At 61.5% G+C, this 13,882-nt stretch carries 11 protein-coding genes and 1 tRNA gene; 5 read left to right on the forward strand and 7 right to left on the reverse strand.

The features are described from left to right. Nucleotides 1-96 precede the first annotated feature (96 nt). A complete protein-coding gene (locus tag HYPDE_RS09160) occupies nucleotides 97-1,428 on the reverse strand; it encodes a hypothetical protein (RefSeq protein ID WP_041321068.1) in 1,332 nt (443 codons plus the stop codon). Between the two features lie 816 nt (nucleotides 1,429-2,244). On the opposite strand from HYPDE_RS09160, the gene HYPDE_RS09165 reads away from it, so the two are divergent. Beyond that, a complete protein-coding gene (locus HYPDE_RS09165) occupies nucleotides 2,245-3,381 on the forward strand; it encodes a hypothetical protein (protein WP_041320254.1) in 1,137 nt (378 codons plus the stop codon). Between the two features lie 27 nt (nucleotides 3,382-3,408). On the opposite strand, the gene cutA is transcribed toward HYPDE_RS09165, so the two are convergent. After that, the gene (gene cutA, locus HYPDE_RS09170) at nucleotides 3,409-3,786 is read right to left on the reverse strand and encodes a divalent-cation tolerance protein CutA (RefSeq protein ID WP_015598152.1); all 378 of its coding nucleotides are present in this window, start codon (nucleotides 3,784-3,786) and stop codon (nucleotides 3,409-3,411) included. Nucleotides 3,787-3,838: 52 nt separating this feature from the next. Between cutA and HYPDE_RS09175 the strand changes: the two genes are divergently transcribed. Further along, the gene (locus HYPDE_RS09175; protein ID WP_015598153.1) at nucleotides 3,839-4,621 is read left to right on the forward strand and encodes an NAD kinase; all 783 of its coding nucleotides are present in this window, start codon (nucleotides 3,839-3,841) and stop codon (nucleotides 4,619-4,621) included. Between the two features lie 273 nt (nucleotides 4,622-4,894). On the opposite strand, the gene HYPDE_RS09180 is transcribed toward HYPDE_RS09175, so the two are convergent. After that, nucleotides 4,895-5,470, reverse strand: a complete 576-nt coding sequence (locus HYPDE_RS09180; RefSeq protein ID WP_041320256.1) for a nitroreductase family protein — start codon at nucleotides 5,468-5,470, stop codon at nucleotides 4,895-4,897. Between the two features lie 93 nt (nucleotides 5,471-5,563). Between HYPDE_RS09180 and HYPDE_RS09185 the strand changes: the two genes are divergently transcribed. Both HYPDE_RS09185 and HYPDE_RS09190 read left to right on the forward strand, forming a co-directional pair. Continuing rightward, complete coding sequence (locus HYPDE_RS09185) at nucleotides 5,564-7,486, forward strand: VWA domain-containing protein (RefSeq protein ID WP_041320259.1); 1,923 nt, start codon at nucleotides 5,564-5,566, stop codon at nucleotides 7,484-7,486. A gap of 104 nt (nucleotides 7,487-7,590) precedes the next feature. Next, a complete protein-coding gene (locus HYPDE_RS09190; RefSeq protein WP_041320261.1) occupies nucleotides 7,591-8,622 on the forward strand; it encodes a hypothetical protein in 1,032 nt (343 codons plus the stop codon). Here the strand turns inward: HYPDE_RS09190 and HYPDE_RS09195 are convergent. After that, a complete protein-coding gene (locus HYPDE_RS09195) occupies nucleotides 8,609-9,148 on the reverse strand; it encodes a hypothetical protein (protein ID WP_015598157.1) in 540 nt (179 codons plus the stop codon). The genes HYPDE_RS09190 and HYPDE_RS09195 overlap by 14 nt on opposite strands. Nucleotides 9,149-9,208: 60 nt before the next feature. Continuing rightward, entirely contained in the window at nucleotides 9,209-10,318 is a 1,110-nt protein-coding gene (locus HYPDE_RS09200) for an amino acid ABC transporter substrate-binding protein (RefSeq protein ID WP_244437578.1), read from the reverse strand. A gap of 124 nt (nucleotides 10,319-10,442) precedes the next feature. Here HYPDE_RS09200 and metC point away from each other — a divergent pair, with 124 nt between their 5' ends. Further along, a complete protein-coding gene (gene metC, locus HYPDE_RS09205; protein WP_041321072.1) occupies nucleotides 10,443-11,627 on the forward strand; it encodes a cystathionine beta-lyase in 1,185 nt (394 codons plus the stop codon). A 21-nt stretch (nucleotides 11,628-11,648) separates the two neighbouring features. On the opposite strand, the gene HYPDE_RS09210 is transcribed toward metC, so the two are convergent. Continuing rightward, a complete protein-coding gene (locus HYPDE_RS09210) occupies nucleotides 11,649-13,472 on the reverse strand; it encodes a L,D-transpeptidase family protein (RefSeq protein WP_244437580.1) in 1,824 nt (607 codons plus the stop codon). A gap of 136 nt (nucleotides 13,473-13,608) precedes the next feature. Beyond that, nucleotides 13,609-13,684, reverse strand: a tRNA-Arg gene (locus HYPDE_RS09215). Nucleotides 13,685-13,882 lie beyond the last annotated feature (198 nt).

Consider the following 13,882-nt stretch of genomic DNA (forward strand, 5'->3'; position numbering starts at 1 on the left):
CCCAAAAAACCGAACGAAGCAGTATACCCCCAATCACGGTGCCCCCAAAAACAAAAAGGCCCGCAGATTGCGGGCCTTTCGTTTCAAGGAGCAGCGCTAAGCTGCGACCGTGCCGAAGGTAGGCGGTTTCGTAGCCTCCTCGAGTGCCATGTCGGATTTGAGTGCGATACCGATATACCGGACTCGACCGGCCACTTTCTCCTTTTTCACGCCAAGCTCGGCGAATTCACGCGCGAAGCTTGGAAGTGCTGCGGGTTCCTTGTTCTTGGAATCGCACCAAGAGCAATAGTCCTCGTAAAGTTCAGTAGCCGTTACGCTTGATCCGTCGCGGACCTCGACATTCTCCTTGTAGAAACGCTCCGTATTGTTTTCAGGGGCGAGACGCGCAACCGGCGCCGCGATCCTGGTTTCGACAACTTTCGGCTCGGCCTGATGCACTTCTGCGGGCCGGGCTTCGATTGCTGGCACCTTGGCGACCTCGGTTTCGAGAGGAATCTCGATTGACCGGTTGTCGTTGGCGCCCGAACGCGGCTTGTTTGTCTGAACGGCGATCGGTGTGAGCACCGGAGCCGCCACCGCTGCCGCAGCGGTGCTTCCTTCTGCCATCGCCAGTTTCGGCGCGGCAGGCGATTGACGGTCATAGAGCCGCCATTGACTGAATGCGACGTACATGCCGAACCCAGAACCAATTTCGAGCAGCAGCGCCACGAACAACGTCAAGGCCATCTGCACGTTCTCGATCTTGATGCCTGGGAAGAACGCCGCAGCAAGCTCGGTCAGAACCTTGGCTTGCGGATCGGCTTCCGACAGCGCAGGCGTACCTGCGGCCGCATCGATCTTCGATCTCAGCTCGGAAATGCGGCTCTCGGCTGTCTTCGCTGCGCTCGCAGATGCAAGCTCAGAGTCAAGCGCCGTCAGCTTCTGACAGAGCGACCGCTCCGTCTTCGAATTGACGTCCTTGCAGCCATTCGACCATTTCCAGGCCTTCTGCAGCTTGAGGCCGTCGATCTCGCTTTGCACCGCCTCATAGGGTCGATGCTGCGGAATCCAGCCAGCATGCTCTTCGGCACGCTTCAGCTCGGTCCTCAGATCCTGGTACGTCTGAGCTTCCTGCGCGCGGTGCCCGGTCGAGTCGAAGCGGTTCAACGCTGCGTGACCGAGCGCAGATGTCATCGAGTAGGTCGTCACGACCACCCAGACCAGCGCCGACGCAGCCGCCTGCGACCAGACTTTGTTTCGAACTGCGGCGAAGAAGAAAAACGGTACCAGTGCTTTCAAACAGTCGGCGGCAGCGGATGCTGCGCCATAGATTTGGCCGTCCAGCTCGGAGCGTCCGAGACTGAAGCCAAAACGCCAGTTCATCGCGGCCGACACGGCTAATAGTACGCCGGCTGCTAGAACCCCCAACACGCCTAAAACGTGTCTCATTTCGTGTGCCCTCTCCTGTGAGGGCCGGTTTCCGTAACGCGAGACAAGACCGGCCATTTCGGCTTGTGGCTGCGCGCCCGAGGGTGGCGGCGACCAATGCTCCGGAACGCAAAACGGGCACGGCTGCGAGCGATATCCTAATTGTCCGGCTGTGAGCTCCACTGTCATCCCCATGACAGCGGCAGACGAGCAACTGTGATACTGCGCAACCACGCGAGCCAAGAGCTACCAACTTCAGTGTCGAGTTGAGCATGCACCACCGACTTCGCCGCTCGAATCCGGTGGACGACTTTTCCTCAAGGTCGACGCGAGGTTGGAAAACGTAAACGCGAATTAAACTCCCCTCGCTCTCAGCCGTAACTGAGTCGACCTAGGATGTGAATCGTTTTGATAGGAGAATCAGAATTCTAGGATTTGCAGTGCGGGACGTTCCGAGCGCTGCGCGCGTCTGTGCACAAAGACCTGGGCACGGTTGATAACAGAACGGTTTTCAAGAGGTTTTGCACCGTCCGTCCCAGCTTCGTCATAGGAACTTCGATACAGCGTACGCGTCTGCGTGTTTGACATAGCGCGAGCAAATCTCTCGATCCGTGACGATCGTGTTACATGCATGCAGACGCCAGTTTTCGCTTACAACTGCGCTCGCTTTGGTGCATTCTTGCAGATGGCGCGGATGTTTGCGGCCGCGCGACGGCAAATCTTTCAGCTGGCATGTCCGAGGCCATCGCAGCCGCTGAGAAAGACAAGGTCCAAATCTCAGATTTCCCATTGCCGACCTTGTGATTGCGCGTCGCCGAGTTGAGTGGAGTTTGGGCCATGCAGCGGTTCGGCGGATTGCTGTTGATGCTCTCTGGCGTGGTGGCATTGGGCGGCTACCTGACATTGCCGCCCGCACCGGATAACACCGCCGATTTCACAGAAGCCACGCGTATTTCGATTGCGCCTTATCACCCCCGGCGCTCGGACGAATCCGCCATGCGTACATTTTCTCCGACTTCGGCAGCGTTCCGCGAAGTCCTGAAATCCGATGAGAGGCCGGAGGCTCCGATGCGTCAGACGGCTTCTGCCGCCTGGGTAACGGTCGTGACCTCCGAGCCGTCGCGGGCAGCCGTCCTGCGGTCGGCGAAACCCGGCGATGCACGGACACGCTTCGAGCTTGCGCGAGATCTGCAGCGCGAGCTTAAACGCGCCGGATGCTATTGGGGCGAGATCAGCGGCGTCTGGAGCCTGGCAACCAAGCGTGCGATGGCTGCATTCATGGATCGCGCCAACGCGACGCTGCCGATCGACGCGCCGGATTACATTCTTCTAAGCCTCGTCCAGAGCCACGCCGAAATCATCTGCTCGGCCGCATGCCCGCCGGGCCAACTCGCGAACGGCGCGGGGCGGTGCGTTCCCAACGCCATCATCGCGCAAGCTTCAAAGCGTGCGAAGCTGCTTGAAGCGCGCCGCGCCACAGACACACGCGCAGCGAGCGATCCGCCAAGCGTTGCCGCCGCCCAGCCGGAACAACTGCCGTGGCTCGACCGCGACGGCCGATCGATCGTTGCGCAGACTTCGCCGCGTCCCGCACAGCCTCCAGGCATGATGTCCATCGGCGGACCCGGCACCGAGACGTCGCCTCCGCCGACGCAGCCCTTACCTCAGAAGGTGGTGATCGAGCGCGACGACGGCACGCAGGCCGATGCCGCCGCCGATGCCAACGTCGTCCCGGATGGCGCCGAGAAAGTTGCTGCGTTGGCGGCCGAAAATGGCGACGCATCGACGGCGACGGCGGCGCCCCAGTTCCTGACGACCGCAAAGCCGGACAAGCATCGCCGCGCGAAACACTCTCGCGACTGGAGAGATGAGCGGCCGCGGCACTCCGGTTATGGCGGGCGAACACGCCGTGGCGATCCGCGGCCCGGGACGATGCGCTATAATGTGGCGCAAGTGCTCGGCGGCATCTACTGACGGACGGAAGGCGGCTTGGATCGCCGATTAGGGCTTCGTTCCCTCGCGGACCCAGGCGAGATAGTCCGCGCTGCCTCCGAAAACCGGCAGTACCAGCACAGCCGGAGTCTCATAGGGATGGTTCGCCAGGATGTGCGCGACGGCGCGCTCAGCCCCCTCGGCTCCGAGCTTGGCGATCAGCACGGCTTCGTCCGATGTCTCCGTCGCACCCTTCCAGACATAGACCGAGGTCATCCCCGGAAGCACGTTGACACACCCTGCGATCCCCTGCTCGACCATGGCCCGGCCGACCGTCAGGGCCGATTCACGGTCCGGGAACGTCGCATAAATCATGACCACGGCCGCCGCTGGCGCGGCAACACCGGCTCCGCTATCAGCCTTTGGGGGCTTGTCGTTTCCCGGCACTTGAGCGAGCCTCCCTGCCGCCACAGGCCCTGCATCAGCCGCAAAGCCATATATGACCAAAGAAAAAAACAAATTCGAACGCATCGCCTTCGTTGCGAGCGATGTGCCCGAGGCGATCGAGGCGCGCAAGGCGCTGATCAAACGCTACGGCAAAACCGATCCAGCCGATGCCGACGCCATCGTTGCGCTCGGCGGCGATGGGCTGATGTTGCAGACATTGCATCGATTTATCAACGACAAGATCCCGACCTATGGAATGAACCGCGGTTCCGTCGGCTTCCTGATGAACGATTACAGCGAGGACGACCTCAGGGAACGGCTGGCGGCCGCCGAGATCAGCCGTATCCATCCGCTGTCGATGATCGCGACCGACAGCGCCGGAAAAGCCCACAAGAGCCTCGCGATCAACGAAGTCTCGCTGTTCCGGCAGCGCTATCAGGCCGCAAAACTGCAGGTCGCGATCGACGGCAAGGTCCGTCTCGAAGAGCTGATATGTGACGGCATTCTCGTCGCGACGCCAGCGGGCTCGACGGCCTACAATCTTTCCGTGCACGGCCCGATTTTGCCGATCAAGGCCGCGCTCCTCGCGGTGACGCCGATCAGCCCGTTTCGTCCTCGCCGCTGGCGTGGCGCGCTCGTATCCAACAAGGCCCATATCGCGGTCACCGTGCTCGAAGCGGAGAAGCGGCCCGTCAGCGCCGCCGCCGACCACTTCGAGACCCGCAACGTCGTAAAGGTCGAGATCGAGCAGGCACGCGCCATCGAGCTTTACATGATGTTCGACCGCAACCACGGACTCGAAGAGCGTCTGCTGGCCGAGCAATTCAGCTATTGATTGGCGTCTTGCGACTCCGCTTCGCAGAGCCGGCTGCAAGGCGCAATGGCCTACAAACCGACTGGCCTCCTCGGCCGCACGGGAAACCGCGGGCGGAGAAGGCCATGTTTTGGTGAGTATGCCCGGTGTCTCTGCCGCTGGCGGAGCGGTGCTGATCCCGCCGCAACGGACGACAGCCGAAGCACGCATTTTGTTAGAATGCCGCGAATCCCGTTAACAATCGGTTAAGATTTTGCGACCCCGTCGGGCCAGTCGCACAAACGGGTGGCGACGTCATGCGGGCCACTCGGTGATCAAGGCATCGACGATCGGCCGTTCGCGTTCGTCCGGTTTTTCCATCGGCTGACCCATATAAATGAAGCCCGCGATCCGTTCGGACTCCTTGAGGCCAAGCGCTTCGCGCACCGTCTTGCTGTAGGCGATCCACTCTGTGATCCACGACGTGCCGAAGCCCAGCGCATTGGCAGCGAGGCAAGTGTTGAAGCAGACGGCCGCCGCGGACAGGATCTGCTCCCATTCGGGCGCGCCGGGACGAGGCTTGATCGAAGAAACGACGGCCACGACCAGGGGCGCCCGCAAGAATCGACCGCGCTCGAGCTCCAGCCGGACGTGCGACGGCGGCTGGCTTTCTTCCGTCTCACAGGCTTTGGCGAAAACTTCCCCCATGCTTTTTCGTGCATCGCCCTCAAAAACGATAAACCGCCACGGAGTCAGCTTTTTATGGTCGGGAACGCGCGCGCCGACTGTCAGAATTTGCTGGAGTTGCTCGGGCGTCGGACCGGGTGCGGCGAGGCGGTCCGGCTTTACCGAGCGCCTTGCCGCAAGAAATTCAAAAATCGAGGTATTCATGTCTCGTTCCGCTTCGTTCTGGTTGCCGTCTCGCTATCGCAGGCCGTCGCCTGTTACAATTGGAATCGGGACGAAATCGGCGTGAGGGGAACGATGCGCCTTAGGGTTTTGCGATTTGTTGCGGTTATGGCCGCCGCGTCCGGCGCCGCCGGCGCGGTTTCGGCCGTGCACGCCGATGTGCCGACGGCCATGCTGATCGTCGACGGCTCAGGTTCGATGTGGGCGCGGCTCGCTCCCGACAACAAGCCGAAGATCGACGTCGTCCGCGAAAAGCTCGCGACCGTTCTGCAAACCCCATCGTCGACGCGAGTTGGGCTCGTGTCGTTCGGTCACCGCCGTCGCGGCGACTGCAACGACATCGAGCTGATCGCGCCGCCGGATAGTCCGCGCGACGCCCTCCTCGGCCCGCTCGCGAAATTGAACCCGAGAGGACCGGGTCCGGTGACAGCCGCCTTGAAGGTCGCAGCCGAAGCGATCGGCTCCTCGCGTCCGGCGCAGATCGTCATCGTCGGCGACGGCGCCGACAATTGCCAGCAGGATACCTGTGCCGTGGCAAACGATTTTGCGAAGTCGGCTCCCGGCGTCGCCGTGCAAGTGATCGGCATCGGCATCCCCGCCTCCGACCGGCCGCGCATCGCCTGCGTGGCACAGGCGACGGGAGGCCATTACTACGACGTTGCCGACTCGGCTGGGCTCAACGCGGCGCTCGACGAAGCGACGAAGCTTGCGATCCTTGCGCCTGGAGCGCCGAGCATCGCCGCGAAAAGCAAAGAGCCTGCCGCGCCTCCGCCTCCTGAGGGAGCAACACTGCGCGCCTCGGCCAGCCTCGCAAAAGGAAGTCCTCTTCTCGCCGTGCCGATGCGCTGGCGCATTTTCAAAGCGGGCGCGAAAGTCGTCGCGGGCCACACTACGGGCCCCGATATCAGCGCCAAGCTCGCGGCAGGTAGCTACGACATCGAGGTCGAACTCGGGTCCGTCGTGGCGCGGCAGCAAATCACGGTTACGGACGGCGCGGCCGAAAGCATCATCATCCCGCTCGACGCTGCGCACCTCAAGGTCAACGCTTCCGCAGCCAAAGGCGGCGCGCCGTCGGCGACAGCGACGATGACGGTCGCGGGCGGAGACAAACCCATCGCCATTGGACGCAACGGTATGATCGATCTCTATCTGCCGCCTGCCGATTATACCGTGACGATCGCAGACGGCATCGCGCACGCTAGTCGAACCATTTCGCTCAACGCAGGCGACGATAAGTCGGACGATGTGGCGCTAGGCACGGGGCGTGTCGACCTCTCCGCGACAACAGGCACACAAGGCGCCGTAATCGACGATCTTGTTTATACGATTTTCGAGGACGACCCCGAAAGTCCGAACGGACGGCGCGCGGTCGCGCGGTCGCACGCCAACGAAGCCAGCTTCATCCTTCCGGCCGGAACCTATTACGTGAGCGCCCGTTCGGGTGCCGCCGACGACGTCCGCCAGCGGATCGCAGTCGGCATTGGCGAAACCGTGAAGCAAACGCTGACGCTCGGACTCGCACCGTTAAAGCTTTCGACCATCGTCGCGGGGGCGCCCGCCACGGCCGCGCAGGGAGTCGTCTATAGGATCGACAAAGCCGACGGTGACAAGGCCCGCATCGCCCGTGCCGTCGGGCCGGAAACTGCCTTCACCTTGCCACCGGGGCGCTATACCGTCAGCGCCACGCTTGCAGCGTATCCGTTGTCGACGGCGCAGGAGATCACACTCGAAGCCGGCAAGCCGACGGAAGCGACGCTGAGGATCGAGGGCGGAATGGTGAGCTTCCGGCCGCCCGCGGGAATCGTGACCAGCGACGTTTATTGGGAAGTCGTGGATTCGGCCGGCAACCCCGTGTGGCGCAAGACGGGCCTCGATGCGAAGACGTTGCTGGCGCCGGGTCACTACAAAGTTCGTTTTGAGGCCCAAAGCACGCGCCGTGAAACCGACTTCGACGTTCGGGCCGGCGAAACGAAAGACGTCGAGATCGGCCGAGGATGATGCAGGCTCCGAACCAGTCAAACCCCGCTCGCGACGGCGCCCGTATGCGGCGATCTCCGTCACGGATTTTTGCGCGCGCGGTTTGCACACTGCGATCTGCTTTCATGGCACTTACGGGAATTTTCCTGCTCGTCGCCTCTCAGCCGTCGCTCGCAGTCGAGCCTATTCCGGACGGTCCGCCGAGCGGCCCGCTCAATCTTCACATTCCGCCGCACAAATCGGCCCCGAAAGCCCCGAATACGACGGTCATCGAGCGCGGCGGCAAAGCCGGATTGCCGTCGGTCAGGCTCGTCGCGTTGCTGACGGGCGATGGTCAGCAAATCGACGAGGGCCTCGTCTGGAGGATTTTTCAAAACACGGGCACACCCGGAAAGGCGAAGCTCGTTCTGGAATCCCACGAGGCAACGCCGCTCGTTAAACTTCAGCCCGGCGACTACACTGTCAATGCCGCATTCGGCCGGGCGAACCTGACGCGCAAGATTGCCGTCAAGCACGACGGTCCGCCGTATGAAGCCTTTGTTCTCAACGCCGGAGGCTTGCGGTTGGGTGCGATGATCGGAGGCGCGCCTGCTCCGCCAGGGGCCGTGACCTATTCCATTTATGCCGACGACCACGATCAGTTCGACAACCGGTCGGTCGTCATCAGCGGCGCCAAGCCGAACCTGATCATTCGCCTCAATTCGGGCATCTACCGGATCGTATCGCAGTACGGCGACGCCAACGCAAAGATCGAGGCCGACGTGACGGTCGAGGCCGGCAAGCTGACCGAAGCGACAGTCACGCACACCGGCGGCAAGGCGACGTTCAAACTTGTCACGCGGTCAGGCGGCGAAGCGATGCCCGACACGCGCTGGACGATCCAGACGGAAGACGGCGAGATGGTGAAGGAGAGCGTCGGCGCGCTGCCGACGCACGTCTTGGCGCCAGGCAAGTACATCGTTACCGCATCTTCCGGCGGGCATCTTTACAAGAACCACTTCGAGATTTCGGACGGCGACATCAAGAACGTCGAAGTGCTGATGGCGGCTGCGGCCGCGGGCGCCGACACGGCCGGCGCGACCGACATCGCTCCGACGACGAGCGAGCCCGGCATCGGCGTCATCGGCAAGCCGTCGTTCGATTTCAAAACTCCGTAAGCACCCAGTCCGTCGGGCAACCGTTGTCGCGCATGAGCTTTTCCACGCGCGCGTGCTCCTCGGCGTGGCCGCTCGCTCGAAAAGCTTCGCGCGCCAGATGCCAGTGCTCGCAGGCACTCGTCAGATCTCCGGTGCTATAGGCAGCTTCCGCGAGTTGCATCCGTGCGATTGCGTGTGTCGCCTCCGGCCCATAAAGCGACGCGCAACCTGCGGCCGACGTCAGCGCCGCCATGCGGGCTTTCTCATCGCCGAGCTTTTGATGTGCAAGCGCCTGCGCGAGGTAGAGATCTGCGAGCACCGCTTTGTTGTCGGCGGCCTTCGCAGCATCGATGCGGCCGACAATCGTCCCGACGTCGTCCTCCTCAACAGGCATGGAATAGGCTTGCGCGGTGGAGCGGCGACGTCCGGCTGCCCGTTTGAGCGCAATGTGCCGAACGAGAAGAATTCCGAGCGTTACGAGTACCGCAACCGGAATCACGAGAACCGTTTTGCTCGCCAGCGTCTCGAATATCGCCTGGGCCGTCACTGCCCTGCTCTTTCAATATGTTCCGGCATCGCGCTCGTGCCCATCAGGATTGCAGCCTGTTCAGCGCATCGGCGCAGAATACATCAGACCGCCCTTGGTCCAAAGGTTGTTCAATCCGCGATCGAGCTTCAACGCCGATCCCTGACCGAGCGTGCGGTCGAAGACTTCGGAATAATTGCCAACCTGTCTGACAACCTGATAGGCCCAGTCGCGCGAAAGTCCCAGCGGCGCACCAACATCCGCTTCGAGTCCCAAGAAGCGGCGAATGTCGTGCACAGGCGAGGCTTTCATCATGTCGACGTTGCTGCTGTTGACGCCGAGTTCCTCAGCGGCGACCAGAGCCATGAATGTCCAGCGTACGACCGCAAACCAGGAATCATGACCTATCTTGACGGCGGGGCCGAGCGGCTCCTTGCTGATATATTCCGGCAGCAGCATGTGGTCGGCGCCATTGGCGAGCCGGCTGCGTTCGTAAGCGAGCAACGACACATCACCCGTAAGGACCGTGCAACCGCCGCTGGCGTAGGTCTTGACGAGTTCGTCCCAACGGTCCGACGTGATGAGCTGATAGCGCATTTTTCGCACGCCGAAGTAATCGGCAATAGCACTGTCGTCTGTCGATCCCGGCAGCACGCAAATCGACGCGCCGGAAAGCTCGAGCACGCTCGAAATCGAATGGTTGCGCGGTACGAGGAATCCTTGCCCATCGTAGTAGAGAGTCGCCGCGAAGCGCGCCCCGAGCTCGGTATCGCGGGTGAGGGTCCACGCCGTTGCACCCATCAGGACGTCGATTTCATTGTCCCTCAGCGCATTGAATTTGTCGCTCGGCATCAGGCTCAGGAATTTGACCGAGTCTTTGTTGCCCAAGACCGCGACTGCCAAGGCCGAGCAGAATTCAACGTCGAGGCCACTCCAGGTGCCGCTGCCGCTGACCTCGCTGAACCCCGGCGCATGATCGCTGACGCCGCAGACGACGTGGCCGCGCTTGCGAATGGCATCGAGGACGCTGGTTTCACCCCAGGCCGGGACGCAAAATCCGCCAACCATCGATCCGATGGCCAAGATCAGCGCCACACACCTCATTGCGACTTTCATCAGCACTTCCAGCGAGCCCTTCGCCGAGCATTCGACAGGATCGTAGCCAAGCGACAATTGCGGCCGCCCGTCCACGGTTGCCTTAATCCTCCCGATTGCAGGAGACCCACACATCCCGCGCCAGAGCGCGACGGTCAAGGCCTTGACCGCGCTCAAAACTTGCGCCACGAGGTCCGAGCGTGCCCCGGAGATGCGAGAAATGACTGATAAGGACGATTCTTCAAAGGGGGCAGCACGCCCGGAAACGAAGGTGGTTCACCTCGGAAGAGACCCTTTCGATCACCATGGCTTCGTTAATCCGCCCGTTTATCGCGGTTCGACGGTTCTTTACAAAACACTCGATGCCATCAAGTCGCGGAAGCAGCCCTACACGTACGGACGGCGCGCCACCCCGACGACGCGGGCGCTTGAAGACGCCATTACCGATCTCGAGGGCGGCGCCGTCACAATTCTAACCTCGTCGGGCCTCGGCGCCGTATCGACGGCCATGCTCGCATTCGTTTCGGCGGGCGATCATATTCTCATCACCGACAGCGCCTACCAGCCGGGACGCGCCTTTGCCGACCGGATGCTGAAGCGACTCGGCGTCGAGACGACCTACTACGATCCGCTCGCCGGCGCCGACATCGCGAAACTCTTCCGGCCGAACACGCGCCTCGTTCTGGTCGAAAGTCCCGGGTCGCAAACATTCGAGATGCAGGATATCCCAGCCATCGCTGCGGCGGCGCGCGCACGCGACATCTGGGTTCTCGCCGACAACACCTGGGCGACGCCGCTCTTTTGCAAACCGCTCGCGCTCGGCGCCGACGTCTCGATCCAGGCGGCGACGAAATACATCGTCGGCCACGCGGACGCCATGCTCGGCGCGGTGACGGCAAACGCACGCGCAGCGCGCTTGCTCGATCACGCCAAGGAAGCGCTCGGCACCTGTCCAGGCTCGGAAGAAACCTACTTAGGCCTGCGCGGGCTTCGGACGCTCGACGTTCGCCTCGAACGACATCAGAAATCGGCGCTCGCGGTTGCCGAATGGCTTTCGTCGCGGCCCGAGGTCGACCGCGTTCTTTATCCTGCTTTGCCAAGCGATCCGGGACATACGATCTGGAAGCGCGATTACACGGGTGCGAGCGGATTGTTTACGGCGGTGCTGAAGCCTGTTTCCGAACAAGCGCTGGCGGCATTCCTAGACGGCCTGACGCTCTTCGGGATGGGCTATTCGTGGGGCGGCTATGAGAGCCTCGTCATTCCGTTCGATCCGACGAGCTATCGGACGGCGACGAAATGGACGGGGCCTGGACCTGCGTTGCGCTTCCACATCGGACTTGAAGCAGTGGAAGACCTGATCCGCGATCTCGATGCCGGCTTTGCAAGGCTCAAAGCCGCGTAAATAAAAACCGCCAAGCGCCGATCAGAAACCGAGCTTCTTGCGGATCAAGTCGCCGACGCTGTCGTTATTGCGTTGGTATCCCACGCTTTCGAAGTTGTTCGTAACACCCATCGGCGAATCGAAACCGTCACCTTCCTTTTTCGAGCGCGCGTCGGCCCGCAGACGAATCTGTTTCAGCATCGAGGTATCGACCGCCGCAAGGTGGTCCTTTCCGACGTCGATCTGTTTCCACTTGCCGGCAAGCGCGAGAGTTATCCGCTTCTGGTGACCATAGCAGTCTTTGAAATATTGCGGCTGACCATCATCGCCGACCCACACCGTGAAGTAGCCGACGTGGACGGGAATGGGCGTATCGAGCGTGATCCCGTTGTCCTTCGGTCCCCTGCGGACGAGCCGTTTGACGTCCGGCGCCGCCGAACCGCGAACAATATCGAGAATGTCCTGCGCCAAGACTTGTGGATTGCGCACGCGCATGCAGCCGTGACTGAACAGACGCACGCGCTCATCGAAGAGATATCTTGAGGGCGTGTCGTGCAGGTAGACCGAGTGCTTATTCGGGAAGAGAAATTTAACCAGCCCTAAGGCGTTGTCGTCGCCGGACGGCTGATAGAACGTATATTCGCTTAAGTTGGCGTTCGCCCAATTTACGCGCGTGCTCTCGACGGTATGGCCGTTGCGCATGACGACGTAGCCCTGCTGCTCGATCGGACGCCCCGACAGCAACGCGGTCAGCTTGATCGAGTCCGGCAGGTTCCATTCCGGCCTCAGCACGATCGTCTTCATATCTTTCGAAAAGATCGGTGTCTGTTTGTCGGCCGTGCCGACAACGACGCGGTCTTCGAAAATGGACTTGCCGTCTTTCGCCAGCCGAATTGAAAACGCGGGAACATTGATGAAAACGTGCGTCGCGCCGAGCAAACGCGGCATCCAACGCCATTCTTCCATGTTGGCGACGACGGCCGCGATTTTATCCGCATTGTTATCGGGACCGTCACCGGCGAGAGCAGCGCGAGTCTGAGGCCCGACGATGCCATCGGCTTGCAACGATGCGGAGGCCTGGAATTTTTTCACCGCCGCAACGAGTGCTGCGTCGAACACTGTGTCCTCGCCGGGTGCCGACGCGACGTCGAAGCGCTTTTTCAGAGTCGCGACTTCGGGACTTTTGGTATCTCGCTGCAAAGTCGGCCCGCGCCCTGCTATCTGGATATTTTGCGACTCACCCGCCTCTTTGCCACGCAGGTTTGAAAGCAGAGTTTTCAACTTCAGGAATTGATCCTCGGACGGTTGGAATTCGCGCAGAGTAGCGTCGGGCCTCTGCGACTGCGAAATCTTGGTCAGAATATCTTGGGCGCTCGACAGCGATGGTTGCCGGTCGAGATACGACGAAAGTTGCGTCTCGGGATCAGGAATGCGCCCGCCTTGCGCCTGGTGCGCGTAACGTAGAATAGAGGCCGTGATCTCAAACTCTGCGTCGGCCGTCTCCCCGCTCGACCATTGTCCGTCCGTCTTGGGCTGATTGAGCGCAGCAAAGGGAAAATCGGCAGACCTCATTCCCCATTCGTCGGCGCGGCGCATCTCGGCGATCGCCAGGTCAGCGGCGCGCGTCGTCCCCCTTTCATCAACCCATAGCGGTCTGCAGTCACGCCCTGAATAGAAAGCAATGACGGCCTGACGGTCTTGGCTGTCGAATCCTCCGAGCGCATCGGATGCGAGTGTTGCGCATATCGCCGCCTGTGGGCCGCTCATGTCATCCGCAGCGGCCGGAGACGATGCGAGCAGAACCAGCCCGGACGGCATCATCACGAGCAACCAACACCAGACTCGAAATATCGGGTGGTGCATCATGATGCATACTCTCTACAAACGCATATGATGATCGGGCGCGGCCAATATAGGCCGTTTCTGCGCCACTGCCATACGTCAGTGGCCAAACACACCCCGCACGTTAAATGTTTATGACGGCGTCACACGAATCGGCGAGTGGCGATCCCGGCAGGGCTCGAACCTGCAACCTTCGGAGTCGAATTCCGACGCTCTATCCATTGAACTACGGGACCGCGGCGCGACGCGAGTCGCGAGACGATTCCTTATCGCCAGGGACCCGGATTGTCGACACCCGTCGCGAGCCCCGGCGGGAATCCGGAGGCTGAGCTACGCTTAATTTTCAGAAATTTTTATGTTCGCCCCAGGAACTCGGGAAGGGCGAGGCGAGTTGTCGTCGGTTGGGGAGTTAACGCATGCATTTATACTCAGGG

Source organism: Hyphomicrobium denitrificans 1NES1 (genome assembly GCF_000230975.2).
Taxonomy (GTDB): domain Bacteria; phylum Pseudomonadota; class Alphaproteobacteria; order Rhizobiales; family Hyphomicrobiaceae; genus Hyphomicrobium_B; species Hyphomicrobium_B denitrificans_A.

What these genes read in the sequence shown, in the direction of transcription:
- HYPDE_RS09160 (WP_041321068.1), bottom strand. Translation starts at nt 1,428, where the DNA reads ATGAGACACGTTTTAGGCGTGTTGGGGGTTCTAGCAGCCGGCGTACTA.
- HYPDE_RS09165 (WP_041320254.1), top strand. Translation starts at nt 2,245, where the DNA reads ATGCAGCGGTTCGGCGGATTGCTGTTGATGCTCTCTGGCGTGGTGGCA.
- HYPDE_RS09175 (WP_015598153.1), top strand. Translation starts at nt 3,839, where the DNA reads ATGACCAAAGAAAAAAACAAATTCGAACGCATCGCCTTCGTTGCGAGC.
- HYPDE_RS09180 (WP_041320256.1), bottom strand. Translation starts at nt 5,470, where the DNA reads ATGAATACCTCGATTTTTGAATTTCTTGCGGCAAGGCGCTCGGTAAAG.
- HYPDE_RS09185 (WP_041320259.1), top strand. Translation starts at nt 5,564, where the DNA reads ATGCGCCTTAGGGTTTTGCGATTTGTTGCGGTTATGGCCGCCGCGTCC.
- HYPDE_RS09190 (WP_041320261.1), top strand. Translation starts at nt 7,591, where the DNA reads ATGGCACTTACGGGAATTTTCCTGCTCGTCGCCTCTCAGCCGTCGCTC.
- metC (WP_041321072.1), top strand. Translation starts at nt 10,443, where the DNA reads ATGACTGATAAGGACGATTCTTCAAAGGGGGCAGCACGCCCGGAAACG.
- HYPDE_RS09210 (WP_244437580.1), bottom strand. Translation starts at nt 13,472, where the DNA reads ATGATGCACCACCCGATATTTCGAGTCTGGTGTTGGTTGCTCGTGATG.